The sequence below is a fragment of the Nocardiopsis ganjiahuensis DSM 45031 genome, assembly GCF_000341085.1.
Taxonomy (GTDB): domain Bacteria; phylum Actinomycetota; class Actinomycetes; order Streptosporangiales; family Streptosporangiaceae; genus Nocardiopsis; species Nocardiopsis ganjiahuensis.
The window spans coordinates 31727-57949 of record NZ_ANBA01000001.1 but is presented as its reverse complement, the minus strand read 5'-3'; the positions used below and the strand labels follow the sequence as shown (position 1 = coordinate 57949).

The following is a 26223-nucleotide window of genomic DNA, read 5'->3' as shown; positions in this document are numbered from 1 at the left end:
GGGTGGCACGCATCGGCGACGGCGGGGACCTGCTGAAGTGCTCATTCTGCGGTAAGAGCCAAAAGCAGGTGAAGAAGCTCATCGCTGGCCCCGGCGTGTATATCTGCGATGAGTGCATCGATCTGTGCAACGAGATCATCGAAGAGGAACTCGCTGACGCCACTGAGCTCACGTGGGACTCCCTCCCCAAGCCCCGGGAGATCTTCGACTTCCTCGACTCCTACGTGATCGGGCAGGAACAGGCGAAGAAGGCCCTCTCGGTGGCGGTGTACAACCACTACAAGAGGGTCCGTTCGGAGACCGACCGCCCCGGTGGCGAGGACGTCGAGATCGCCAAGTCGAACATCCTGCTGCTGGGTCCGACCGGGTCGGGCAAGACCCTGTTGGCCCAGACCCTCGCGAAGATCCTGAACGTCCCCTTCGCCATCGCGGACGCCACGGCACTGACCGAGGCGGGGTACGTGGGCGAGGACGTCGAGAACATCCTCCTGAAGCTGATCCAGGCCGCTGACTACGACGTCAAGAAGGCCGAGACCGGCATCATCTACATCGACGAGGTCGACAAGGTGGCTCGCAAGAGCGAGAACCCGTCGATCACGCGCGACGTGTCGGGTGAGGGGGTCCAGCAGGCGCTGCTGAAGATCCTCGAGGGCACCACGGCGAGTGTGCCCCCGCAGGGCGGGCGCAAGCACCCGCACCAGGAGTTCATCCAGATCGACACCACCAACGTGCTGTTCATCTGCGGCGGGGCCTTCGCGGGGCTGGAGAAGATCATCGAGTCCCGCACGGGGCAGCAGGGCATGGGCTTCAACGCCGTGCTGCGGCCCAAGAGCGAGATGGCCGGGACCGCGCTGTTCGGCGAGGTCATGCCGGAGGACCTGCTCAAGTTCGGGATGATCCCGGAGTTCATCGGCCGCCTGCCGGTGATCACCAGCGTGCACAACCTGGACAAGGTCGCGCTGATCCAGATCCTCACCGAGCCGCGCAACGCCCTGGTCAAGCAGTACCAGCGGTTGTTCGAGCTGGACAACGTCGAGCTGGAGTTCACCCAGGACGCCCTGGAGGCCATCGCGGAACAGGGCATCATCCGGGGGACCGGCGCCCGCGGGCTGCGCGCCATCATCGAGGAGGTCCTGCTCTCGGTGATGTACGAGGTGCCCAGCCGTGAGGACGTCGCCCAGGTGATCATCACCCGCGAGGCGGTCGAGCAGCACGTGAACCCGACGATCGTGCCGCGCGCCAAGCTCGAGGCTGACGACGACGGCCGTCAGGAGAAGTCGGCCTGACCGACCCGACCCGCTGAGATCGAGCGGGAAGCGGGCGCGGGCTCCGGGGCGCCTCCCTTTGCGGGAGGCGCCCCGACTCACGTCTGAGGCCTTCCTGGAGCCCGGCTGGGGCCCTCCGGCGTCCGGACACGGCCCAAGGCGGAGGTCCGAAGCGGAGCGGAGGCCCAACGCAGGCACTGGTGAGGGCGCCGGGAGGGTTCTGCAAGACGAGTCGAGCCGCTAGCGAGGTACGAGCGTCAGGCGTGGACGAGGATGAAGAATCCCTCCCTTCCCGGGCGCCCGAACACGGGCCGAAGCGGAGCGGAGGCCCAACGCAGGCACTAGCCGTCGGAGAGGACCTTCTCCATACGGGCGATCTCGGTGTTCTGCTCGGCGATGAGGTCGTTGGCCATCCGCAGGACCTCCTGGTCCTTGCCCTCTTCCATGATCTCCTCGGCCATGGTGACCGCGCCCTGGTGGTGGACGGTCATGAGTTCGACGAAGAGCTGGTCGAAGTCGTCGCCCTCGGCCTCGGTGAGACGCTCCATGTCCTCGTCGGCGACCATGCCCTCCATGTCCTCGTGGTCGACCTGGAGGTCGCACTCGGCCACGTCGTCCTCTTCGGAGTGGTGGCTGCCGTCGCCCTCCAGCCCGCAGAAGTTCTGGTGGGCGGGGTTGTCCCGGGCCGGGCCGAAGACGTTCTCCTCCAGCCAGCTCTCCATCGCCGAGATCTCGGGGCCCTGCGCGGCGGAGATGCGGTCGGCGATGCGCTCGATGCCGTCGCGCTCGTAGCGCTCCTCGACCAGTTCGGTCATCTCCAGGGCCTGGGAATGGTGTTCGATCATCTTCACCAGGTAGGTGACGTCGGCCTCGTTGTGGCCCTGTTCCTCGGCGAGGGCGGCGATCTGCTCGGCCGTTGCGGGTGTGGAGGACTCTCCGGGGGCTCCGGGAGCGATGACGTTGGCGGACTGCTCTCCGTCGTCGCCGCTACAGGCCGGGGCTCCGAGCAGCACGAGGGCGGTTCCGGCTGCGAGTGCCAGGCGACGCACGAGGTCTCCTCCAGGGGTGGGGGTCGGCGGGCCCGTTGCCCGTCGTTGCGGATGCACGCGAACGAACGCGACACCCTGCGGGTTTTCTACTCACTCCATGGGTGTTTTGTCTAGTGCTGGGTGCGTGTCGGCCTCTCGGTGCATGGCTTCAGGGAGAGATGTCCGTTCTCGGCGTTTCGTCTGGTCTGCGGTGAGTAGTGGATGTACAACCCAAAGTAGTCAACTGACTTCTTTGGGTGGTTTTCGGGGGTGGGGCATGAGTTCGGGAGCGGGACGAAGACCTCGGCGGCTCTGGTTCCGGCGGTCCGGGTTCGGCCGACAGGGCGTCCTGGCGGTCTCCGTGCTGGTGGCGGCGGGCCTGGCCGTTCCGGCCGCCGGCGCCGCCGACGGGGTGAGCACGGACGGGGGAGTGGTGCACCTGGCCAACGTCCCCAAGCCCGAAGTGCTGGGTTCGGCGTTCAACTCCGATCTCGCCTTCACCGGCGACCACGCGATCGGCGGCAACTACGACGGGTTCGTCGTCTACGACGTCTCCGACCCGGCCGACCCCCTCGTGGTGGCCACTGTTCTGTGCCCCGGCGGGCAGGGCGACGTGTCGGTCAGCGGCGACCTGCTGTACTTCTCCGTCGACTACCCGCGCGCCAGTGACGAGTGCGGCGCCCCGCCGGTCCCGAGCAGCGACCCCGACGGGTTCGAGGGCATCCGGATCTTCGACATCTCCGACCGGGCCAACCCCCAGTACGTCGCCTCGGTGGCCACCGACTGCGGTTCGCACACCAACACCCTGGTGCCCGGGGCCGACGGACGCAGCGACGTGGTCTACGTGTCCTCGTACTCGCCCTCGGAGAGCTTTCCGAACTGTCAGCCGCCGCACGACAAGATCGCGGTCATCGAGGTGCCGCACGAGGACCCGGGTGCCGCGGCGGTCGTCGACGAGCCGGTCCTGTTCCCGGACGGCGGCAACCGCACCACCACCGGCTGCCACGACATCACCGCCTACCCGGCCAGAGGGCTGGCCGCGGCGGCCTGCCTGGGCGACGGGGTGCTGCTGGACATCACCGACCCGCTCGCCCCGCAGGTCGTCGAACGCGTCCAGGACGAGAACTTCGCGTTCTGGCACTCCGCCACCTTCACCAACGACGCGAACAACGTGGTCTTCACCGACGAACTCGGCGGGGGCAGCGCGGCCACGTGCAACGAGGAGATCGGACCCGAACGGGGAGCCAATGCGATCTACTCCCTGGACACCTCGGGCGACAGCCCTGAGCTGCAATTTCGGAGCTACTACAAATTGCCGCGCCATCAGTCCGAAACTGAGAACTGTGTGGCGCACAACGGGTCCCTGATCCCGGTGCCGGGTGAGGACCTCTTCGTGCAGGCCTGGTACCAGGGCGGGGTCTCGGTCATCGACCTCACCGACCCCGACCGGCCCGTCGAGGTGGGCCACTTCGACCGGGGGCCGGTGGACCCGAAGGACCTGCGTACCGCGGGCTCCTGGTCGGCGTACTACTACAACGGCCACGTCTACTCCTCCGACATCGAGCAGGGGCTGGACATCCTCGAACTCACCGACCCCCGGTTCGAGGGGGCCGGGGCGGTGGTCATGGACGAATTCAACCCTCAGTCACAGCCGGAGCTCCCGAACGGGTAGCCGTGCGGGTGCGGCGGTTCTCGGACCGCCGCACCCGGTTCGGCGCGCTCGGAGGGGCGGTCGCGGGAAAGTCTAGGCACTGTGCGTAGTCAGATCGGGTCAGCTCTACACCATGTAAACAACCAAGTTTCTTTTGTTTCCCTCTATACATATTGATGTTGAACTGTGTACGTTCTTCCTGTTTCGCTCCATTCAGAATCAGGAGTACACATGGCGTCATCCCCCGCCCCCTCCCTCTCAGGACGCCCGCTTCACCGACGCGGCCTCGCCGGCTTCGCTCTCGCCGGTGTCGGCGCCCTGACCATGGGCCTTCTCGGTCCGGCCGCCGCGTCAGCGGACGAGACCCCCTTCGTGAGCGACGCCGAAACCAGCGACAACCTCACCCACGTGACCAACGTCCCGAAGTCCGACGTGATGGACGACTTCAACTCGGACCTGGCGTTCACGGGTGACTACGCGATCGGCGGCAACTACAACGGTTTCGTCATCTACGACATCTCCGAACCGGAGTCCCCGGCGGTCGTCTCCGAGGTGCTGTGCCCCGGCGGGCAGGGCGACGTGTCGGTCAGCGGCGACCTGCTGTACTTCTCCGTCGACTACCCGCGCGCCAGTGACGAGTGCGGTGCGCCCTCCGTGCCCACCACGGACCCGGACGGGTTCGAGGGCATCCGGGTCTTCGACATCTCGGACAAGGCCGACCCGCAGTACGTGTCAGCGGTGCGCACCGACTGCGGTTCGCACACGAACACGCTGGTGCCCGGCAAGGACGGCGAACACGACTACGTGTACGTCTCCTCGTACTCGCCCTCGGAGCGCTTCCCGAACTGCCAGCCGCCGCACGACAAGATCTCCGTCGTCGAGATCCCCGTCGACAACCCCTCCGAGGCGGCACTGGTCAGCGAGCCGGTCCTGTTCCCGGACGGCGGCAACCGCACCACCGCCGGCTGCCACGACATCACCGCCTACCCCGAGATCGACCTCGCCGCGGGCGCGTGCATGGGCGACGGCATCCTGATGGACATCTCCGACCCCGCCCATCCCGTCGTCACCGACGTGGTCCAGGACGAGAACTTCGCGTTCTGGCACTCCGCCACGTTCACCAACGACGCGGGCACCGTGATCTTCACCGACGAACTCGGCGGCGGTGGCGGCGCCATCTGCACCGAGGACTCCGGGGCCGAGCGCGGCGCCAACGCCATCTACACGATCGACGGCAAGGGCGCCAAGAGCGGTAAGGGCGGCAAGGGTGCCAAGGCCGACGAGGCTCCCGGGCTCCAGTTCGAGAGCTACTACAAGATCCCGCGCGTGCAGAGCGAGACCGAGAACTGCGTCGCGCACAACGGTTCGCTGATCCCCACCCCGGGGCGGGACTTCTTCGTGCAGTCCTGGTATCAGGGCGGCGTCTCGGTCATCGACTTCAACGACCCGAAGAACCCCCGCGAGATCGGTTACTTCGACCGGGCCCCGATCGACGAGGACAACCTGGTCCTCGGCGGCTCCTGGTCGGCGTACTACTACAACGGCTACGTCTACTCCTCCGACATCAGCCGCGGCCTGGACGTGATCAAGATCGACGAACCGCGCCTGCGCTCCGCCGAAAGCGTCACCTACGACGAGTTCAACCCGCAGTCGCAGCCGAGTTACCGACCGGGACGCTGACGCGACCCACGAATCCCTCCCGGTGGCTCCTCCTGGGGAGTCAGGGCAAACGGGAGGAAGCGGGGCCGCGGCCGTGAAGCCGCGGCCCCGCCGCATACCACCCCGACCCCCGTTCCCCCACGCGAAACGATCTGGAGAAAGCATGCCCGTAACTCCCCCCAGAAGGGCCGGACTCCGCCTACGCGGTGCGACGGCAGTCGCCCTGACCGCGGCCGCGACCCTGTTCGCCGGGCTCCTCGGCCCGGCGACGGCTCACGCCGACACGCCCCCCTCCGACAGCGTCAGCAGCGACAACGTCGAACACATCGCCAACGTGCCCAAGCCGGAGGCGGTCAGCAACACCAACTCCGACATGGCCTTCACCGGTGACCACGTCATCGGCGGCAACTACGACGGCTTCGTCGTCTACGACGTCGCGGACCCGGCCGACCCCCAGATCGTCTCCGAGGTCGTCTGCCCCGGCGGCCAGGGCGACGTGTCGGTCAGCGGCGACCTGCTGTACTTCGCGGTGGACTCCCCGCGCGCCAGTGACGAGTGCGGCGCCCCCGCGGTCCCCGTCACCGACCCGGACGGGTTCGAGGGTGTCCGCATCTTCGACATCTCGGACAAGGCCAACCCGCAGTACGTCGCCGCCGTGCGCACCGACTGCGGTTCGCACACCCTCACCCTCGTGCCCAGCAAGGAGGCCGGTACCGAGCTGGTCTACGTCTCGTCGTACGCCCCCTCGGCCAGCTTCCCGAACTGCCAGCCGCCGCACGACAAGATCGCGATCATCGAGGTGCCGCTGGACGACCCGGCCTCGGCCGCGATCGTCAACGAGCCGGTCCTGTTCCCCGAGGGCGGCAACCACGAGCAGCCCGGTCTGCTCCGTCCCACCGAGGGCTGCCACGACATCACCGCCTACCCCGAGAAGGACATCGCGGCGGGGGCCTGCATGGGCGACGGCATCATCATGGACATCGCCGACCCGGTCAACCCGGTCGTGACCGAGGTCGTCCAGGACGAGAACTTCGCGTTCTGGCACTCGGCGACGTTCACCAACGACGCCAAGTCGGTCCTGTTCACCGACGAGCTCGGCGGCGGCGGCGCGGCCACCTGCACCGAGGAGATCGGCCCGGAGCGCGGCGCCAACGCCATCTACACGCTCGACGAGACCGCGGACGGGCACAGCCTGGAGTTCGCGAGCTACTTCAAGATCGACCGCCACCAGGGCGACCAGCAGAACTGCGTGGCGCACAACGGCTCGCTCATCCCGGTCCCCGGCAAGAACTACTTCGTCCAGTCCTGGTACCAGGGCGGGGTGTCGGTCATCGACTTCAAGGACCCGAAGAACCCGCGTGAGATCGGCTACTTCGACGCCGACTCCCGGATCGACCCGGACATGGAGAACGGCAGCACCTGGTCGGCGTACTACTACAACGGCCACGTCTACTCCTCCGACATGCGCCGGGGCCTGGACGTGCTGAAGCTGACCGACCCGCGTCTGCGCGTGGCCGAGAAGGTCACCTACGACGAGTTCAACCCGCAGACCCAGGCCGGCTACCGCCCCGGCAGGTAGCCACGCACGGCAGTGACGCACCGGGGTGCCGCGCGAGCCACGCGCGGCACCCCCGCCTGCTGTCGCCACCCCCCGTCCCCCACGCCCCGCCGGCCCCCTCACCGGGGCCGGATCCCCCGGGGCGCCCCCACCACAGGAAAGAGAGATCCATGCGCACCTCCCCGCGCGGAGCCGCCGCGCTGGCGACGGCCGCGGCCGCGGCCCTGCTCGCCGGGCTGCTCGGCCCGGCGACGGCTCACGCCGACACGCCCCCCTCCGACGCTGTCTCCAGCGACAACGTCGAACACATCGCGAACGTCCCGAAACCGGAGGCGGTCAGCAACACCAACTCGGACCTGGCGTTCACGGGTGACTACGCGATCGGCGGCAACTACGACGGCTTCGTCATCTACGACGTCTCCGAGCCCGAGGCACCCCAGGTGGTCTCCGAGGTGCTGTGCCCCGGCGGCCAGGGCGACGTGGCGGTCAGCGGCGACCTGCTCTACTTCGCCGTGGACTACCCGCGCGCCGGCGACGAGTGCGGTGCGCCCTCCGTGTCCGCCACGGACCCGGACGGGTTCGAGGGCGTCCGCGTCTTCGACATCTCGGACAAGGCCGACCCGCAGTACGTGTCGGCGGTGCGCACCGACTGCGGTTCACACACGCTGACCCTCGTGCCCGGTGACGAGGAGCGCGAGTACGTGTACGTGTCCTCGTACTCGCCCTCGGCCAGCTTCCCGAACTGCCAGCCGCCGCACGACAAGATCTCGGTCATCGAGGTGCCGCTGGACGACCCGGCCTCGGCCGCGGTGGCCAACGAGCCGGTGCTCTTCCCCGACGGCGGGAACCGCTCCACCACCGGCTGCCACGACATCACGGTCTTCCCGTCCAAGGACCTCGCCGCGGGCGCGTGCATGGGCGACGGGATCCTGATGGACATCGCCGACCCGGTCAACCCGGTCGTGACCGAGGTCGTCCAGGACGAGAACTTCGCGTTCTGGCACTCGGCGACGTTCACCAACGACGCCAAGACGGTGCTGTTCACCGACGAGCTCGGCGGCGGTGGCGCTCCCACCTGCACCGAGGAGATCGGCCCGGAGCGCGGAGCCAACGCCATCTACACCCTCGAGGGCGACGGCGCCGACTCCACGCTGGAGTTCGCGAGCTACTTCAAGATCGACCGCCACCAGGGCGATCAGGTCTGCGTGGCGCACAACGGCTCGCTCATCCCGGTCCCGGGCAAGAACTACTTCGTCCAGTCCTGGTACCAGGGCGGCATCTCGGTGATCGACTTCAAGGACCCGGAGAACCCGCGCGAGATCGGCTACTTCGACGCCGACTCCCGGATCGACCCGGACATCCAGGACAACGACACCTGGTCGACGTACTACTACAACGGCTACGTGTACTCCTCCGACATCGAGCGGGGCCTGGACGTCCTCAAGCTCACGGACCCGCGTCTGCGCGTGGCCGAGAAGGTCACCTACGACGAGTTCAACCCGCAGACCCAGCCGGTCTACCGTCCCGGCAGGTAGGAACCCCGCGGTGAACAGCTGATTTTCGGTGCGAGGGGCCGGGGACACGTTCCCCGGCCCTTGGCCGTTCCCGCCCCGGCCGCGGCACCCGTGAGTTCTGTCATGGTCCGGTACGGGCATCCCTCATCCCGGACCGGTGACGCGTGCGCATGGTCCGACGGGCGCGGGTCGGAGAGCCTGGAGACATGTTCACCACGACTCGTCAACACCGGACCGGGGACGACACCGGCGGGCCGGAGCACGAAGGCCCCGTGGTCCGGGTCCGCGACCTGGAGTGCGCCTACGGGGACTTCCGAGCGGTCCGGGGCGTCTCCTTCGACATCGCCCCCGGCGAGCTCTTCGCGCTCCTGGGCACCAACGGCGCGGGAAAGACCACCACGATCGAGGCCCTGGAGGGATTCCGCCGCCCGGTCGGCGGTTCGGTCCGCCTCTTCGGCCGGGACCCGCGCCGGGAGCAGCGGGCGCTGCGCGGCCGGGTCAACGCGGTCCTCCAGGAGAGCGGGACCTTCGCCGACCTCACCGTCGCCGAGACCGTCGGACTCGCCCGCCGCGTCCACACGCGGCCGCGCGGCACGGAGGAGGTCCTGGACCGGGTCGGCCTCGCCGACCGGGCCGGGGTGCGGGTCCGCCAGCTCTCCGGCGGCCAGAAGCGCCGCCTGGACCTGGCCCTGGCCGTCGTCACCCGCCCCGAGGTCCTCCTCCTCGACGAACCCACCACCGGCATGGACCCCGAGGCCCGCAGGTCCACCTGGAACCTGATCACCGACCTGGCCGCCGAGGGCGTCGCCATCCTGCTCACCACCCACTACCTGGAGGAGGCCGAGCGGCTCGCCGACCGGCTGGCCCTGATGCACCGGGGCCGGATCGAGGTGGAGGGCCGCCTGGCCGAGGTCCTGGCCGGCTGGGGCGACCGCATCACCTTCCGAACCCCCGCCACGGCACCGGCCCCGCCCGCGCTCCCGGACAGCGAGGTGGAGGCGGTCGAGGCCGACGGCCGCCGCGCCGTCACCTACACGGTCCTCGAGGGCGACCCGGTCCACCGCGCCCACGGGGCGATGGCCGCTCTGACCGCGTGGGCGGACCGGGAACGGGTCGGCCTGGAGGAACTGGCCCTGCACCGGGCCTCCCTGGAGGACGTCTTCCTCAACGTCGCCGACGGACACGAGATCCCGACTCCGGAAGGTGTCAGCCGATGAGCGCCGCCAGAAATGCCGGTACCGCCGGCACCGACCACGGCGCCGGCAGCGCCACCGGTACCGGCGCCCCCGGCAGCACCAGGGACGACGGCCGCCCGGTGCGCTCCGGCCCTGTGGGGGCCACGGACGTTCGCGGGCCCCGACAGGTCGGCCTCCTGCGCCAGACCTACGAGTTCTCCCGCGCCGAGGCGACCCTGTTCCGGCGCTACCGCACGGCCCTCTACTTCGCCCTGTTCCCACTGGTCCTGGCACTCCTGGGACTCGCCCAGGAGGGGACCGAGATCGTCCCCGGGGTGGACGCGGGCGCCCACTACACGGTGGGTGCGCTGATGATGGCCCCGCTGTTCCTGTCGATCATGCACGTCAGCAACATCGTGACGGCCCGCCGGGAGCAGCTGGTGCTCAAGCGCCTGCGCGTGGCGGGGACCGCTCCGGCGGTGATGTTCGGGGCGGTCATCGTGTCGGTGGTCCTGGTGACCGCGGTGGTCTCCGTGCTCATCGGAGCGGTCCTGTACCGGCACTTCGGAGTCGTCCCTGTCGACCCCGTGCTGGTGGTGCTCCCGATCCTGCTGGTGACCGTCGCCGTCTCGCTGTTCGCGATCGCCTTCACCCGGCTGTGCCGCAACGCCGAGTCCGCCCAGATGCTCTGTTTCCTGCCCCTGATGCTGTTCTACGGTCTGAGCGGGCTGATGCTGCCGCTGGAGCTCATGCCCGACCGGCTCGCCGAGATCGCCCGCTACCTGCCCGCCGCGGCGGGCGTGGAGATCGTCACCGCTGCCTACCTCGGCCGTGACTTCGTCGGTGGCGGAGACGGGTCCCAGGCCCTGGCCGGCGCGGACCTGTGGGCCGCGGCCCTGCCCGGGCTGCTGGTCATCACGGTCTGGACCGCCGTGTTCGCCTACCTGACCCGGTTCTTCCGCTGGGACCCGAGGGAGAGCAGGTGACCGAGGGGCCCGACACCGGTGACCAGCGGCTGCGCCGGGCGCGCTGGGTGGTCGTGTACAGCCTGTGCGGGATGGCTTTCCCGATGCCCTTCGTGGTGGCGTTCCACTGGTACCTGAGCGGCCGTCCGGAACCGTGGGGTCTGGCGTCGGCGGTCGTGCTGGCCACGGTGGCGGCGGCGCTGACCCTGTGGATGACGCTGCGCCACGCCCTGAGCCCCGAAGAGCGCTCCCGGGCCGCCGGAGAGCGTTCACCGGAAAGGGGGGAGCGCTCTCCCGTCCTGTTCCCCGCCTCCTTCGCGGCGGTCGCGGGCGCGACCTGGATCCTGCTGCCCGGGGCGGCCGCGGAGGTGCTGCCCGCCGTGTGGTGGGGGACGGCGGCACTGGCCCTCCCGCGCCGGTGGAGCGCCCTCTCGGGCGCGGCGCTGCTCGCCCTGCCCTGGGCGCACGCCGTTCTGGTCACCGGGGACGAGCGGTCACCGACCTGGACGCTCGGGGTCCTGGTCCTCGCCCTGGCGCTGCTGGCGGGCAACCGGATCAACCTTCGGCTGTGGGATCTGACCCGCGAGGTCGTCGCCGGGCAGCGGGCCCGTTCCCGGCTGGCCGCCAGCGAGGAGCGGGTGCGCATCGCCCGCGACATCCACGACCTGCTCGGCCACAGCCTCTCCGGGATCGCGGTGCGCAGCGAGCTCGCGGCCCGCCTCACCGATCTCGACCCCGGGCGCGCCGCCGAGGAGATGCGGGTGGTCCAGGGTGAGGCCCGCCGTGCGCTGCGCGAGGTGCGCTCGACGGTCAGCGGTTACCGTGACGCCGACCTCGCCGAGGAGCTGGACGGCGCCCGCGAGGTCCTCACCGCGGCGGGCGTCCGCCTGACGGTGACGGTGGACGCCGAACGGGTCCCCGAACACCTGCGCGGCACCGCCGCCTGGGTGGTCCGCGAGGGCGTCACCAACGTCGTCCGGCACAGCGGGGCCCGGCGCTGCGAGATCCTCCTGGAGGAGGACGGGGCCGCGACGACCCTCCGGATCCGCAACGACGGCGTGACCGGTGGGCCCGGCCGGGGGAGCGGCGGGGGGAGTGGCATCCTCGGCCTGACCCAGCGGGTGTCCGCCTCCGGGGGCACCCTGACCGCGGGCCACGCCGACCGGGGCCGGTTCGAGCTCCGCGCGGTGCTCCCGACGCGCGCGGGCAGTCTCCCGGCCACCGAAGTGGGGAGACTCCCGGACACCGAACAGCAGGAGGACACGTGATCAGGGTCGCCCTGGCCGACGACGCCAACCTCGTGCGCGGGGCGATCGCCGCCCTGCTGGACCTGGAACCCGACCTGGAGGTCGTGGGCCAGGCCGCCCGCGGTGACGAGGCCGCGGCCCTGGTCGCCGAACTGCGCCCGGACGTGGCGGTGCTGGACATCGACATGCCCGGAGCCAGCGGTCTGGAGGTCGCCGAACAGCTCGCCGAGACCTCTCCCGACTGTGCCGTGGTCGTCCTGACCAGCTTCGGCCGTCCCGGCTACCTGCGCCGCGCCGTCGGAGCCGGGGTCCGCGGCTTCCTGCACAAGGACGCCCCCGTGGGCGAGCTGGCCCAGGCGATCCGCGCCGTCCACACCGGTGGACACCGCATCGACCCCGAACTCGCCACCGCCGCCATGGCCGCCGGGGTCAGCCCTCTCACCGACCGCGAGACCGAGATCCTCCGCGCCCTCGCCAAGGGCGAGAGCGTCACCGGCATCGCCCGGAACCTGCGTATCGCCGAGGGCACCGTCCGCAACCACATGTCCGCCGCCATGGCCAAGACCGGCACGGAGAACCGCATCGGCGCAGTGCACACCGCCAGGGAGATGGGCTGGCTCTGAACCACCGGCGTCCGGTCCGGTCCGATGGCCGGCGGCGCCGGGCCGTGATCCGGACAGTGAGGGCGCCCGGATCTCAGCCCGCGTCGAAGAGGCGGTCGGTGGGAGCGTCCAGGACCTCCAGCACGCGGCCGGTGAAGTAGACCGTGCCCAGGGCCAGGACGCGCCCGCCGAGGGCGGTGACGGACGCGGGGGTCAGGGACTCGGCGTCGGTCCGGTGCCAGTGGCCGGGCAGAGCGTGCTCGAAGCGCAGGTGGGCCTCGGGCAGGCGCACCGAGGTGACGGAGACGCCCTCCAAGGCGGTGACCGCTCCGGAGACGTCCTTGTGGTCGGGCAGGCACAGCAGTACGTGGTCCACGCCGCCCCACAGGGCGCGGGCGTGGGCCAGGGCGGCGGCCACGCCGACCCGGTCGATGGCCGAGTCCACCACGACCTCGGTGGTCGAGCCGGGCACGGTGTGCCGGGACAGGCGGGCGGGCAGGTCGACGGTCGCCAGGACGGAGCGGAGGCGGTCGGGGGCGGCCGCGGGCCTGCCGAGGAGCTCCAGCATGCGGGTGGCGGCGGCGGTGCCCAGGACACCGGACGCGGCGGACAGGCCGGAGGGGCGCAGGTCCGCCGGGGGTTCGGCCGCGGTCGCGGGGTCCACGACCCGGGGGGACACACGGCCCCGGGTGACCTCGGCGAGGGTCTCCGCGACGACCGGGGCCACCTCACCGCTCTGGGGCAGGGTCACCAGGGCCCGAGTGCGTTCGGGGTCGGCCACCCGGGTCTTCTCGCGGGCGATCTCCGCAACGGTGTCGCCAAGGACCCCCACGTGCTCGGCAAAGACCATGCCAAGCGCCACCACGTCCGGGCCGATCAGGCGGAGCTCGTCGCGGTGGCCGCCCATCCCGGCCTCCAGCACGCAGACGTCCGCGCCGATCGCACGGGCGTGGAGCAGCCCCGCGACCAGGAACAGGCCGCTCGGCGCCAGGTAGCCCTCTGCCTCGGGGAGGTCGCGGCGGGCCGCCCCGACCGCCTCGCCCAGCGCACGGAGCTCGTCGTCGGTCACGGACACCCCGTCCACCCGGACACGCTCCCGGTACCCCCGGAAACTCGGCCCCGTCACCAGTACGGTCCTCAGTCCGGCGGCGGACAGCGCGGCCGCCGCGTACGTGGCCGTGCTGCCCTTGCCCTTGGAACCGACCACCCCGAGTACGGGGACGGGTGCGGGATCCAGGTCCAGCTCGGACAGGAGGGCGGCCGCGCGGCCCAGGCTCCGGTTCTGTCCTGGGCGGCGGTTCGCCCACTCGGAGAAGAAGGGGTCGACGACCGGGTCAAGGCTAGGCATGACCACAGTATGGTCCGGGTCATGTCGGGCTTTGCACAGCCGACCCGGAGTCCGTGCCCAGGTGGGGCCGCGTACACTGGCCCGGGTGTACACCCCGATCACCGAGACGCCGTGAGTGGCGCGAGCGCCGACGAGCGCTACGCCGAGGTCACCGCGGAGATCCTCTCCCGCGCACCAGAAAATGACATCGACCCTCGTCTGGACCGTGTCCGAACGCTCCTGGACCTGTTGGGCGACCCGCACCGCAACTTCCGGGTCATCCATGTCACCGGGACCAACGGCAAGACGTCCACCGCCCGAATGATCGACGCGCTGATGCGCGTCCGCGGCCTGCGTGTGGGCCGCTACACCAGTCCCCACCTGCAAACGGTGCGCGAGCGCATCGTCGTCGACGGCGAACCGATCTCCGAGGAACGGTTCGTCGAGGCCTACGACGACATCCGGCCCTACATCGAGATGGCCGACTCCATGAACGACGCACGGCTGTCGTTCTTCGAGATCCTCACCGTCATGGCCTACGCCGTCTTCGCCGACGCCCCCGTGGACGTCGCCGTGGTGGAGGTCGGCCTGGGCGGCACCTGGGACGCCACCAACGTCGTCGACGGTGACGTCGCGGTCATCACGCCCATCGGTATCGACCACACCGACTACCTGCCCGACACCATCGACGGCATCGCCGCGGAGAAGGCCGGCATCATCAAGCCCGAGTCCGTCACCGTGTCGGCGCAGCAGCCGATGCCCGCCGCGGAGGAGCTGCTCCGGCACGCCGAGGAGGTCGGATCCACCGTGGTCCGGGAGGGGCTGGAGTTCGGAGTCACCTCCCGCGAGGTGGCCGTCGGCGGTCAGCAGATCGCCGTGAAGGGCCTCACCGGGACCTACGAGGACCTCTTCCTGCCACTGTTCGGTGAGCACCAGGCCGGCAACGCCGCCGTCGCCATCGCGGCCGTGGAGGCCTTCTCCGCCGCCGAGAACTCCACCGGACTCGATCCCGTGATCGTCGGTGAGGCCCTGGCGGAGATCGATTCCCCGGGTCGCATGGAGGTCGTGCGCACCAGCCCGACCGTCATCGCCGACGCCGCGCACAACCCGGCCGGAATGACCGCCACCGCCGCCGCCGTCAAGGAGGCCTTCACCTTCTCCCGGCTGATCGGCGTGCTCGCGATCATGGCCGACAAGGACGTCGAGGGGATCCTGGAGCCCCTGGAACCACTGCTCGACGAGATCGTGGTCACCCGCAACTCCTCGCCGCGTTCCCTCGAACCGGCACACCTGTCCGACATCGCCCGGCAGATCTTCGGTGAGGACCGAGTGCACGAGGTCGCCCGGCTCGACGAGGCCATCGACCGGGCAGTAGGCCTGGCCGAGGCCGGCGGCGAGTCCAGCGGCGTCGGTGTGCTGGTCACCGGATCGGTCGTCACCTCGGGTGACGCCGTGCACCTGCTGCGCGGTACCGAGGAGTAAGCGGGACAGACGACCCACCGACGAAGGGAAACCGCCGTGCGCACACTCTGTGCCGTAGTCCTCGTGTTCGAGGCCGTCGTGATCGGCCTCGCGATCCCCATCGCCATCAACCTGGAGGGGGCCGACCCGGCCCTGGCCGGGGGCGTCTGGGGCGGGATGGCCCTGGCCGCGCTGGTGCTGTCCGGACTCCAGAAGTACTCCTGGGCCCACTACACCGCCTGGGCCCTCCAGGCGGCCTTCCTGTTCACCTCGTTCCTGGTGACCGGGGCCCCGCTGGTCGCCATCGTGTTCGTGTCCCTGTGGGTCACCGGCGTGATCACGGGCCGCAAGGTCGACGAGATCCGTGCGGCGCACGCCGCACGCGCCGAGGCCGAGGCCGAGGCCGCGGAGGCCACCGAGGCCTCCGAAACCGCTGAGGCCGCTCAGGGCGCCCGGTCGGTCTGAGAACCGAAGCAGCGGTGGGCGGCGCCAGAAATCCCTGCCCACCGCGCTCCCGTGTCAAACGCGATAGTGTGACGCACGTCCGGGCGGACGAGCGGTCGCGTACCGCGGACCGTCCCCTTGTCTCGTCCCCGAGCCCCGGGCACACACCCGTACACCCCACCGCGTGCGGTCGCCACCGCGGGCGCCGGAGAGTGTGACTTGGACACCGCGAGCCCGAAACGATCCAAGGAACACGAACCAGGCCCGCGTGCGCCACGCGAGGGGTCCCAGTGAGGAGTTGAAACGCACGTGGAGCGCACTCTCGTTCTCATCAAGCCCGACGGTGTCCGCCGCAACATCGTCGGCGAGGTCATCTCGCGCATCGAGCGCAAGGGCCTGAACCTGGTCGCGATGGAGCTGCGCACGCTCGACGCGGACACCGCCAAGACGCACTACGAGGAGCACGCCTCGCGTCCGTTCTTCGACTCGCTGGTGGAGTTCATCACCGGCGGCCCGCTGGTCGCCATGGTGGTCGAGGGCGAGCGCGCCATCGAGGCCTTCCGCGCCCTGGCCGGTGCCACCGACCCGGTCACCGCCGCCCCCGGCACCATCCGCGGCGACTTCGCCCTGGAGGTCCAGAAGAACATCGTGCACGGTTCGGACTCCACCTACTCCGCCGACCGCGAGATCAAGCTGTTCTTCCCCGACCTGTAGGGGCCGTGGTCCGAAGGCCGACCTGACGGCCGATACGACGGCGCTGTGGCTCTCCGAGCCCTACGCTTGGTGTCCCGGGGTGCGTACGCACCCCGGGACACAACTCTTTTCTCACCTTTCGTCCGCCGACGAGGCAACAATTCGGTGTGTTTGCGTAACGGACTAAGTGCGGACCGTTACGATACGGGGGACTGGACACCTATCGTGCTGTAACGACTACGTATGGTCGTGACGCACGTCCACGCCCGACACGGCGCCTCTGAGGACGTTACATGCCGAACAACCTTGCATTTCTCGGCCGGGACATGGCCGTAGACCTTGGTACCGCCAACACACTCGTGTACGTACGTGGGCGCGGCATCGTTCTGAACGAGCCGTCGGTGGTCGCGCTCAACACCTCGACCGGCAAGATCGTGGCGGTCGGTATCGAGGCCAAGCAGATGATCGGCCGCACGCCGACCAACATCACCGCCATCCGCCCCCTCAAGGACGGCGTCATCGCCGACTTCGAGGTCACCGAGCGGATGCTGCGGTACTTCATCCAGAAGATCCACCGGCGCCGCCACTTCGCCAAACCCCGCATCATCGTCGCGGTCCCGAGCGGCATCACCTCGGTCGAGCACCGCGCGGTCAAGGAGGCCGGGTACCAGGCCGGGGCGCGCCGGGTGTACATCATCGAGGAGCCCATGGCCGCCGCCATCGGCGCCGGGCTCCCCGTGCACGAGCCCACCGGCAACATGGTCGTCGACATCGGCGGCGGCACCACCGAGGTCGCCGTCATCTCCATGGGCGGCATCGTCACCTCCCAGTCCATCCGGGTGGGCGGTGACGAACTCGACCAGGCGATCATGACCTTCATCAAGAAGGAGTACTCCCTGATGATCGGGGAGCGCACCGCCGAGGAACTCAAACTGGCCATCGGCTCCGCCTACCCGACCGGCTCGGAGGAACTCCACGCCGAGGTCCGCGGCCGCGACCTCATCAGCGGCCTGCCCAAGACCATCGTCCTGTCCGAGTCCGACGTGCGCCAGGCCATCGAGGAGCCGGTCACCGCGATCATCGACGCGGTCCGCACCAGTCTCGACAAGTGCCCGCCCGAGCTGTCCGGCGACATCATGGACCGGGGCGTCGCGGTCACCGGCGGCGGAGCCCTGCTGCGCGGCCTCGACGACCGCCTCCTGCACGAGACGGGGATGCCCATCCACGTGGCCGACAACGCGCTCGACTCGGTCGCCGTCGGCTCGGGTACCTGTGTGGAGAACTACGAGCGGCTGCACCAGGTCCTCGTCCCGGAACGGCGGCGCTGACATGCTCCGCGACTCCTCGCGGTCCCGGCTGTTCCTCGCCGTGCTCGTGGTGCTGGCCGTGGTCCTGATCGTTCTGGACGCGCGGCCCGGGAACAACCCGGTGACCGCTCTCGCCCGCGGGGGCGGCGAACTCGTCTTCGCGCCCACCGCGGCCGGCGTCGGCCTGGTCACCGGTCCCGCCGCCCGGCTCTACGAAGGCGTGAGCCAGGGGCCGGAGGCGGCCGAGCGCATCGCCGAGCTGGAGGCCGCCAACGACGAACTGAAGGCGGACCTGCAGGCGGCCCGCCTCGACGAGGGCCGCGCGGACCAGCTCGACACACTCCTGCACCTGTCCGGTCTGGGCGGCTACGAGGTCGTCCCGGCCCAGGCCGTCACCCGCACCACAGCACAGGGCTACGCGCACACGGTCACCATCGACGCGGGCACCGACTCCGGGATCCGTCCCGAGATGACCGTCGTCAACGGCTCGGGCCTGGTCGGCCGGGTGATCGAGGCCGGGCCCCGGACCGCCACCGTCAAACTCGCCACCGACGTCAACTCCACGGTCGGGGCACGGCTCGAGAAGACCAGCAAGATCGGTGCGATCACCGGCGGCAGCGTCCCGGGCGGCCCCGAGGCCGACCTGACCCTGGAGCTGTTCGACATGGAGGCGCCCATCGAGGTGGGGGACCGGGTGGTCACGCTCGGTTCGCACGACGGTGCGCCCTTCGTCCCCGGGGTGCCCATCGGCACCGTCGACGAGGTCCAGGTCGCGCCCGGCGCGCTGAGCCGGATCGCCCGCATCACCCCGGCCGTGGACTTCGCGTCCCTGGACATGGTGGGCGTGGTCGTGGACGGCCCCGCCGAGGATCCGCGCGACTCCGTGCTTCCGCCCAAGCCCGAACCGGAGGGGGACCAATGAGGGCCGCAGCGACCCTGGTCATGGTGACCGTCGCGGTCATCGCCCAGGCCACCGTCGTCAACCGTGTGCCCTTCGAATGGGGGCCCGGACCCGATCTCGTGCTCGCGGCGGTCGTCGCCGTCGCCCTGACCACCAGCCCGGCCGCGGCCGCCGGATGCGGGTTCGCGGCGGGGCTGGCCATGGACGTGCTGCCCCCGGCCGAACACCCGATGGGCCGCTACGCCCTGGTGCTGTGCCTGGCCGCCTACGTCCTGTCCCTGCTGCGCGCCAACACCGGTCTGGGCGGCTCGGCGGGCGCGGGGGTGTCGGCCTGGGCCGCCGTCGGTGTCACCGCCGTGACCGCCGTGGGAGTGGGCCTGGGATACGCGTTCGTCGGCTTCGTGATGGGCGACGCCCACGTCACCCTCGCCGCTGTCGGCGTCAACGTCGCCGTCGGCGCGCTGCTGACCACCCTGGCCGCACCGCTGGTCACCCTGCCGGTCCTGTGGGTGCGCTCCCTGCTCACCGAGAGCGACTTCGCCACCATCCAGGGGCCGACCTCGACGGGCGGGTGGTGATCCGGTGCGCAAGCCTCCCGTCGATCCCGCGCTGCCCGGGCGCAGGCTGGGCCGGTTCGGCCTCTTCCTCGCCCAGTTCCTCGTCCTGGTCCTGTTCGCCGCCCTCGTGGGGCGCCTGTGGTACCTCCAGGTGCCGATGGCCGACCACTACCGCGAGCTCGCCGTCTCCAACCACCACCAGGAACTCGTCGTTCCGGCCACCCGCGGACAGATCCTCGACTCCAGCGGCCGCATCGTGGTCAGCAACAAGACCGAACTCATGGTCTCGGCCGACTATCACGAGCTCCAGGGGATGAAGGACGGAGGCGAGGCGGTCCTGACCGACCTCTCCGAGGTTCTCGACGTCCCCGTGGAGGAACTCCAGCAGCGCATGCGCCTGTGCGGGCCCGAGGTCCAGCGGCCCTGCTGGCCGGGATCGCCCTACCAGCCCGTGACCCTCGCCGAGGACGTGGACGGCCCCGTCGCCCTCCAGATCATGGAGCGCGCCGACGACTTCCCCGGGATCACCGCGCAGGCCCAGGCCGTACGCGAGTACCCCTACGGGGAGCACGCCGGACAGATGCTCGGCTACCTCCAGCCCGTCACCCAGGAGGAACTGGAGGCGCGCGAGGAGCTGCGCACCCAGTTCACCGGGATCGACATGGTGGGCCGCGACGGCCTCGAAGCCGTCTACGACAAGGAACTGCGCGGCAACGCGGGACTGCGGACCCTCGGCGTGAACAACCACGGCGAGATCATGGATGTGATCTCCGAGCGCACGCCCGAGGCCGGCACGCACCTGGTCACCCACATGGACATGAACGTCCAGAAGGTCGCCGAGAGGGCCCTGGCCAAGGGTATGGCGGGGGCCCGCCCCAAGTACAAGGCCGACTCCGGCGCCGCCGTCGTCCTGGACGTCACCAACGGCGGGGTCGTCGCCATGGCCAGCCTGCCCACCTACGACCCCGCCATCTGGGACGGCGGCATCGACCAGGAGACCTTCGACACCATGCTCAGCGAGGAGGCCGGAGAGCCCCTGCTCTCGCGCGCCGTCCAGGGCACCTACCCGCCCGGCTCCACCTTCAAGGTGTCGTCGCTGTCCGCGGCGGTCGAGAACGGGTACCCGCTCCGCAGCACCTACGCCTGCCCCGGCTCGGTCACCCTGGCCGGTCAGAGCTACGAGAACTACGCGGGCGCCGGACAGGGCAGCATCACGCTGAAGCAGGCGATCATCGCCTCCTGCAACACCGTGTTCTACAACTTCGGCTACCAGATGTGGCAGAAGGACGGCGGCCTCCACCCCGACGGCGAACCCGAGGAGGCCATGGCCGAGATGGCCCGCGGCTACGGATTCGGCTCGCCCACCGGCGTGGACCTGCCCTACGAGACCGGCGGCCGCATCCCCGACCGCGAGTGGAAGCGCACCTTCTGGGAGGAGACCCGGGAGGGCAACTGCGAGCGGGCCGAGACGGGCTACCCGGAGATCGCCGAGCGGGACCCGTCCCAGGCCGCCTACCTGAAACTCCTCGCCTACGAGCACTGCGTGGAGGGCTTCGAGTGGCGGGCCAACGAGGCCGTCAGCTTCGCGATCGGCCAGGGCGACGTCCTGGTGAGCCCGTTGCAGCTGGCCACCGCCTACGCGGCCATCGCCAACGGCGGCACGCTGTACGAACCCCGCGTGGCCAAGGCGATGGTCTCCGCGGACGGCTCCTCGGTCGAGCCGATCGAGCCGACGGTCAAGGGCGAGGTACCGGTCAGCGACGAGACCCTCGCGTACCTCCAGGAGGCCCTGACCGAGGTGACCACCTCCGGTACCGGTGGCGGCGCCTTCAGCGGCTTCCCGCAGGACAAGGTGTCGGTGGCGGGCAAGACCGGCAGCGCCGACGGGCAGGGCCGCCAGGTGTCGTCCTGGTTCGCCTCCTACGCGCCGGCCGACGACCCGCAGTACGCCGTCGTCGTCCTGGTCTCCCAGGGCGGCACCGGCGGTGAGACCTCGGCGCCCATCGCCCGCGAGATCTACGAGGGCATCTACGGGCTCTCTTCCTCCGATGACTCCGAGGACGTGGAACAGGGCGAGCCGCTGCTGCCCGGCGGCAAGCCGCACACCGAACTGCCGGTCGTCCGCTCGGACGGTTCCATCGAGACGCTGGAGCCCTGATGATCACGAACATGGGTGGGCCGCCCCGGCGGCAGCGCGACCTCGGACGGACCCTCACCTCGGCGGCGGGGGGAGCCCGGCGCCTGGACTGGGTCCTGATCGGCTCCGTCCTGGTACTCGGGGCGATCGGCTCCCTGCTGGTCTGGTCGGCGACGCTGCCGGGCGACGGGGGCGACCCCCTGGAGTCCGTCGACCACCTGGTCCGCCACCTGGCGCACTTCGGTGTGGCCCTGGTGGCCTGCCTGGTCCTGGCCGCCACGGACTACCGCACGGTGCGCGCCTACGCGCCCATCGCCTACGCGGTCAGCGTGGTCGCCCTGGTCCTGGTCCTCACCCCGCTGGGCGCGGTGATCAACGGTTCGCGCGGGTGGATCGTGCTCGGCGGCTTCCAGTTCCAGCCCAGTGAGCTGGCCAAGGTCGGCCTCATCCTGGTGCTCGCCACGCTGCTCGGGGAGCCCCGGGACGGCGAGACCAAGCCGATGACCCGGGACGTGCTGTTCTGCCTGCTGGTGATGGCAGTCCCGCTCGCGCTCGTGATGCTCCAGCCCGACCTCGGCACCAGCCTGGTCCTGTGCGCGATCTTCCTGGGCATGCTCACGCTGTCCGGCGCCCCGGTCGTGTGGGTGGCCGGGATGCTGGCCAGCGGGGCGGCCGCGGCGTTCGCCGTGTGGTGGTTCGAACTGCTGGAGCCCTACCAGGTGGACCGCATCGCCACCCTGATGGACCCGGCGGCCGATCCCCAGGGCGCGGGGTACAACTCCGCGCAGGCGCTGATCGCCGTGGGGTCGGGCGGGTTCGACGGCACGGGCCTCTTCCAGGGCGAGCAGACCCACGGCCGGTTCGTGCCCGAGCAGCACACCGACTTCATCTTCACGGTGGCGGGGGAGGAGCTCGGGTTCGTCGGGTCCGGGGCGATCATCATCCTGTTCGCCGTGGTGATCTGGCGGATCCTGCGCATCGCCCAGGGCTGCGACCTGCCGTACCCGCGGCTGCTGTGCGTGGGTGTGGCCAGCTGGTTCGGGTTCCAGGCCTTCATCAACATCGGGATGGGGCTGGGCATCCTGCCGGTGACCGGGCTGCCGCTGCCGTTCGTGTCCTACGGCGGCACCGCGATCGTCGCCAACATGCTCGCCCTCGGTCTGGTGCTGGGCGTCAACTCCCGGGACCGCGGCTTCGAGTTCTGAGCCCGGAGCCGTTCCCTGGGTCCGGGCCTGTGGACAACGCGACCGGGGACCGGTTCCGGCGCTAACCTGGAGGGACTCAGCCAGACACGATGTCCGCCGATCGAAGGCCAACACCATGTCCGTCGAAAGTCTCTTCCCGCGCCTCGAGGCCCTGCTTCCCCAGGTGAGCAAGCCGATCCAGTACGTGGGCGGTGAACTCAACTCCGTGGTCAAGGACTGGGACTCCACGAGCGTGCGCTGGGCGCTGATGTACCCGGACGCCTACGAGGTGGGCGTGCCCAACCAAGGCGTGCAGATCCTCTACGAGGTCCTCAACGAGCGCGAGGGCGTGCTGGCCGAACGCGCCTACGCGGTCTGGTCGGACATGGAACGGCTGATGCGCGAGCACGGCGTCCCGCACTTCACGGTCGACGCCCACCGGCCGATCCGCGCCTTCGACGTGCTCGGGCTCAGCTTCGCCAGCGAGATGGGCTACACCAACATGCTCACCGCGCTGGACCTGTCCGGCATCCCGCGGCGCTCCGCCGACCGCACCGACCAGGACCCGATCGTCCTCGCGGGCGGGCACTCCGCCTTCAACCCCGAGCCCATCGCCGACTTCCTGGACGCCGTGGTCCTCGGCGACGGCGAGGAGATCACCCTCGCCGTCACCGAGATCATCCGCGAGTTCAAGGAGGAGGGCGAACCCGGCGGGCGCGACGGCCTGCTGCTGCGCCTGGCCGCCACCGGCGGGGTGTACGTGCCGCGCTTCTACGACGTCAGCTACCACGACGACGGCAGGATCGCCGCGTACACGCCCAACCGCCCCGGGGTCCCGGGCACCGTGCAGAAGCACACCGTGATGGACCTGGACCAGTGGCCGTACCCGAAGAAGCCCATCGTGCCCACGGCCGAGTCCGTGCACGAGCGCTACAGCGTGGAGATCTTCCGCGGCTGCACCCGGGGCTGCCGGTTCTGCCAGGCCGGGATGATCACCCGCCCGGTGCGCGAGCGCAACCAGGAGACCGTCCAGAAGATGGTCGAGGAGGGGGTGGAGGCCTCCGGTTTCCAGGAGGTCGGCCTGCTCTCGCTGTCCAGCGCCGACCACAGCGAGATCGGTGACATCGCCAAGAACCTCGCCGACCACTACGAGGGCACCAACACCGGGCTGTCACTGCCCTCCACCCGGGTGGACGCCTTCAACATCGACCTGGCCAACGAGCTCACCCGCAACGGCCGCCGCTCCGGGCTGACCTTCGCCCCCGAGGGCGGCAGCGAGCGGATGCGCCGGGTGATCAACAAGATGGTCACCGAGGAGGACCTCATCCGGACCGTCACCGCCGCCTACGAGGCGGGATGGCGCCAGGTGAAGCTCTACTTCATGTGCGGTCTGCCCACCGAGGAGGACGAGGACGTCCTGGCCATCGCCGACCTGGCGACCGAGGTGATCCGCACGGGCCGCGAGGTGACCGGGCGCAAGGACATCCGCTGCACGGTGTCCATCGGCGGGTTCGTCCCCAAGCCGCAGACCCCGTTCCAGTGGGCGGCCCAGACCTCGCACGAGGCGGTGGACGCCCGCCTGCGCAAGCTCCGGAACCAGCTCCGCGGTGACCGCAAGTACGGGAAGTCCATCGGTCTGCGCTACCACGAGGGCCGCCCGTCCATCGTGGAGGGGCTGCTGTCCCGCGGCGACCGCCGGGTCGGCCGGGTCGTCGAGGAGGTCTGGCGGGCGGGGGGCCGGTTCGACGGCTGGAGCGAGCACTTCTCCTACGACCGCTGGATGAAGGCGGCCGAGACCGGCCTGGCCGGGACCGGGGTGGACGTGGACTGGTTCACCACACGCGAGCGCGACGAGGACGAGGTCCTGCCCTGGGACCACCTGGACGCCGGGCTGGACCGCTCCTGGCTCTGGCAGGACTGGCAGGACTCGTTGCACGGCGAGGAGTCCCTGGAGATCGACGACTGCCGCTGGAACCCCTGCTACGACTGCGGTGTGTGTCCTACTATGGGCACCGAAATCCAGATCAACGACCCCGCCGAGGGGCGCCCCATGCTGCCTCTGAGCGTGGTCGACCGGTAGACGGGGGCCGGCTCCCCCGCGGGTAGGAGGCGGGGGAGCGGTCCTGGAGCGGCGGGTGAGAGGTCCGGGCACACGGATGTAGACGAAAAACGGGTGAAACCGTGTGCCTCAGGAGGAAAGAGAGTAAGATTCGCGCTCCGGGCGCTCTCTGCCGTGTGGCTCGACCCTGTGGTGCTGTCGCACCGAGGGGAGCTTCTCGCGCCGGGCTGGTCTCAGCCCGGGGGAGTGTCCGGGGAAGAAGGTGTACGGCCCGGCGCCCCGCTCGCGCCGGGCCGTACGTGAAGTAAGACTCGCGGGGTGAGCCCAGGGTTGCCATGGATTCAGGATTTCTTTGGATTTTTTTTCCGGGCCCCCGTGTTCTGGTGGTGAATGCCGGTTCAGCATCCGTCCGGAGCCGGTCGGGACTTTTCGATCGGTGGTCCCCGGGGGAGGTAACCGGTACGCGAGTCCTGTTGGCGCATGTGCACTGCGGCGCACCGTACGCTGAACAGGACGAGGAACAGCCCCTGCGGGCCGCCACAGCCGGTCCGGACTCAGGGGGCACTGAGGAAAGGAGTTGAGCTGCCCCCCGCACACGAGGGCACCACCTCACCCTCCACCGCCAACCCCGGCCAACGGCTGCGTGTCCGCTACGCCAAACGCGGACGCATGCGCTTCGCGAGCCACCGGGACATCGCCCGGGCACTGGAGAGAGCCCTGCGAAGGGCCTCGGTACCCGTGGCCTTCTCCGCTGGCTTCTCACCACACCCCAAGATCTCCTACACGGGCGCGGCCCCCACCGGGGTCGCCAGCGAGGCGGAGTATCTTGAGCTCACCCTGGCCGAGAAACGCCGGCCCGAACAGGTCAGGGACGCGATCGACGCGGCCATGCCCGACGGGATCGACGTGATCGAGGTCGTCGAGGCCCGCACTCCGGGTCTGGCCGACCGGCTCCAGGCCTCCCGATGGCGCGTGGAGATGGTGGACGTCGACCCCGACGACGCCGCCAGAGCGGTGGCCGCCTACCTGGCCGCCGAGAGTGTCGAGGTGGAACGGATGACGAAGAAGGGCCGACGCCGCTTCGACACCCGCCCGGCTGTCCTCGGCATCGACGTGTGTAGCCGACCCCACGGGCGCGTCCCAGGGGAGCGACACGCGACATATGCCATACTTCGAATGGTCGTACGGCACACGACACCTGCTGTACGACCGGACGACGTGCTGACCGGCCTTCGCCAACTGGCCGACCTCGCGCCGCCGTCATCACCGACGATGACCAGGCTGGCGCAGGGGCCACTGGACGAGGCGACAGGTGCGATCGCTGATCCGTTCGACGCGGACCGACCCGAAGCTCCCGAAACAGGGAGCGCCGGACCCGCGGGCGACCAGACGAACGATCGACGCACCCGCGCACCACGGACGTCATCGCCCATATCGGGACCGCCGAAATGAACGGCCCCGAAGTGGGGAACATGGGCGAAACCACAGG

21 protein-coding genes are annotated in these 26223 nt (G+C 70.1%); 19 read left to right on the top strand and 2 right to left on the bottom strand.

Annotated elements, in window-relative coordinates:
* Positions 1-2: 2 nt before the first annotated feature.
* Entirely contained in the window at positions 3-1286 is a 1284-nt protein-coding gene (gene clpX, locus D458_RS0100250) for an ATP-dependent Clp protease ATP-binding subunit ClpX (RefSeq protein WP_017584720.1), read from the top strand.
* A 320-nt stretch (positions 1287-1606) separates the two neighbouring features.
* On the opposite strand, the gene D458_RS0100245 is transcribed toward clpX, so the two are convergent.
* Positions 1607-2314, bottom strand: coding sequence for a DUF305 domain-containing protein (locus D458_RS0100245; RefSeq protein WP_017584719.1), 708 nt, complete (start codon positions 2312-2314; stop codon positions 1607-1609).
* Positions 2315-2570: 256 nt separating this feature from the next.
* Between D458_RS0100245 and D458_RS0100240 the strand changes: the two genes are divergently transcribed.
* The 8 genes from D458_RS0100240 to D458_RS0100205 all read left to right on the top strand — a co-directional run bounded on the left by D458_RS0100240 (position 2571) and on the right by D458_RS0100205 (position 12685).
* Positions 2571-3965 (top strand): LVIVD repeat-containing protein, encoded by a 1395-nt coding sequence (locus D458_RS0100240; RefSeq protein WP_083936195.1) that lies wholly within the window; start codon positions 2571-2573, stop codon positions 3963-3965.
* Positions 3966-4175: 210 nt separating this feature from the next.
* Positions 4176-5624 (top strand): LVIVD repeat-containing protein, encoded by a 1449-nt coding sequence (locus D458_RS0100235; protein WP_017584717.1) that lies wholly within the window; start codon positions 4176-4178, stop codon positions 5622-5624.
* Positions 5625-5766: 142 nt separating this feature from the next.
* Positions 5767-7182 (top strand): LVIVD repeat-containing protein, encoded by a 1416-nt coding sequence (locus D458_RS0100230; protein WP_017584716.1) that lies wholly within the window; start codon positions 5767-5769, stop codon positions 7180-7182.
* A 149-nt stretch (positions 7183-7331) separates the two neighbouring features.
* Positions 7332-8696 carry an LVIVD repeat-containing protein gene (locus D458_RS0100225; protein ID WP_017584715.1) on the top strand — a complete coding sequence of 455 codons (1365 nt, stop codon included), beginning with the start codon at positions 7332-7334 and terminating at the stop codon, positions 8694-8696.
* A gap of 185 nt (positions 8697-8881) precedes the next feature.
* The gene (locus tag D458_RS0100220) at positions 8882-9892 is read left to right on the top strand and encodes an ABC transporter ATP-binding protein (RefSeq protein WP_017584714.1); all 1011 of its coding nucleotides are present in this window, start codon (positions 8882-8884) and stop codon (positions 9890-9892) included.
* The gene (locus D458_RS0100215) at positions 9889-10836 is read left to right on the top strand and encodes an ABC transporter permease (RefSeq protein ID WP_017584713.1); all 948 of its coding nucleotides are present in this window, start codon (positions 9889-9891) and stop codon (positions 10834-10836) included. Before D458_RS0100220 ends, D458_RS0100215 begins: the two co-directional genes overlap by 4 nt.
* Positions 10833-12083, top strand: a complete 1251-nt coding sequence (locus D458_RS0100210) for a sensor histidine kinase (protein ID WP_017584712.1) — start codon at positions 10833-10835, stop codon at positions 12081-12083. The genes D458_RS0100215 and D458_RS0100210 overlap by 4 nt, the downstream gene beginning before the upstream one ends.
* Positions 12080-12685 carry a response regulator transcription factor gene (locus tag D458_RS0100205; protein ID WP_017584711.1) on the top strand — a complete coding sequence of 202 codons (606 nt, stop codon included), beginning with the start codon at positions 12080-12082 and terminating at the stop codon, positions 12683-12685. Before D458_RS0100210 ends, D458_RS0100205 begins: the two co-directional genes overlap by 4 nt.
* 73 nt (positions 12686-12758) lie before the next feature.
* Here the strand turns inward: D458_RS0100205 and D458_RS0100200 are convergent, their stop codons facing one another.
* A complete protein-coding gene (locus D458_RS0100200) occupies positions 12759-14012 on the bottom strand; it encodes a folylpolyglutamate synthase/dihydrofolate synthase family protein (protein WP_026118849.1) in 1254 nt (417 codons plus the stop codon).
* A 111-nt stretch (positions 14013-14123) separates the two neighbouring features.
* On the opposite strand from D458_RS0100200, the gene D458_RS0100195 reads away from it, so the two are divergent.
* The 10 genes from D458_RS0100195 (at position 14124) to D458_RS0100150 (ending at position 26186) form a co-directional block, all read left to right on the top strand.
* Positions 14124-15473: a bifunctional folylpolyglutamate synthase/dihydrofolate synthase gene (locus D458_RS0100195; protein WP_017584709.1), complete on the top strand. Its 1350-nt coding sequence runs from the start codon at positions 14124-14126 to the stop codon at positions 15471-15473.
* A 36-nt stretch (positions 15474-15509) separates the two neighbouring features.
* The gene (locus tag D458_RS0100190; protein ID WP_051049549.1) at positions 15510-15917 is read left to right on the top strand and encodes a DUF4233 domain-containing protein; all 408 of its coding nucleotides are present in this window, start codon (positions 15510-15512) and stop codon (positions 15915-15917) included.
* Positions 15918-16205: 288 nt separating this feature from the next.
* Positions 16206-16610, top strand: a complete 405-nt coding sequence (gene ndk, locus D458_RS0100185) for a nucleoside-diphosphate kinase (protein ID WP_017584707.1) — start codon at positions 16206-16208, stop codon at positions 16608-16610.
* A gap of 272 nt (positions 16611-16882) precedes the next feature.
* Positions 16883-17917 (top strand): rod shape-determining protein, encoded by a 1035-nt coding sequence (locus D458_RS0100180; protein WP_026118848.1) that lies wholly within the window; start codon positions 16883-16885, stop codon positions 17915-17917.
* A gap of 1 nt (position 17918) precedes the next feature.
* Positions 17919-18818 (top strand): rod shape-determining protein MreC, encoded by a 900-nt coding sequence (gene mreC, locus D458_RS0100175; RefSeq protein ID WP_017584705.1) that lies wholly within the window; start codon positions 17919-17921, stop codon positions 18816-18818.
* On the top strand, positions 18815-19375 hold the full coding sequence (gene mreD / locus D458_RS0100170) for a rod shape-determining protein MreD (RefSeq protein ID WP_017584704.1): 561 nt from the start codon (positions 18815-18817) through the stop codon (positions 19373-19375). The genes mreC and mreD overlap by 4 nt, the downstream gene beginning before the upstream one ends.
* A gap of 4 nt (positions 19376-19379) precedes the next feature.
* On the top strand, positions 19380-21512 hold the full coding sequence (mrdA, locus tag D458_RS0100165) for a penicillin-binding protein 2 (RefSeq protein WP_017584703.1): 2133 nt from the start codon (positions 19380-19382) through the stop codon (positions 21510-21512).
* Positions 21512-22696 carry a rod shape-determining protein RodA gene (gene rodA, locus D458_RS0100160; protein WP_017584702.1) on the top strand — a complete coding sequence of 395 codons (1185 nt, stop codon included), beginning with the start codon at positions 21512-21514 and terminating at the stop codon, positions 22694-22696. The genes mrdA and rodA overlap by 1 nt, the downstream gene beginning before the upstream one ends.
* Before the next feature lie 115 nt (positions 22697-22811).
* The gene (locus D458_RS0100155; RefSeq protein WP_017584701.1) at positions 22812-24755 is read left to right on the top strand and encodes a TIGR03960 family B12-binding radical SAM protein; all 1944 of its coding nucleotides are present in this window, start codon (positions 22812-22814) and stop codon (positions 24753-24755) included.
* 648 nt (positions 24756-25403) lie between these two features.
* Positions 25404-26186 (top strand): TIGR03936 family radical SAM-associated protein, encoded by a 783-nt coding sequence (locus tag D458_RS0100150; protein ID WP_017584700.1) that lies wholly within the window; start codon positions 25404-25406, stop codon positions 26184-26186.
* The last annotated feature ends 37 nt before the right edge of the window (positions 26187-26223 follow it).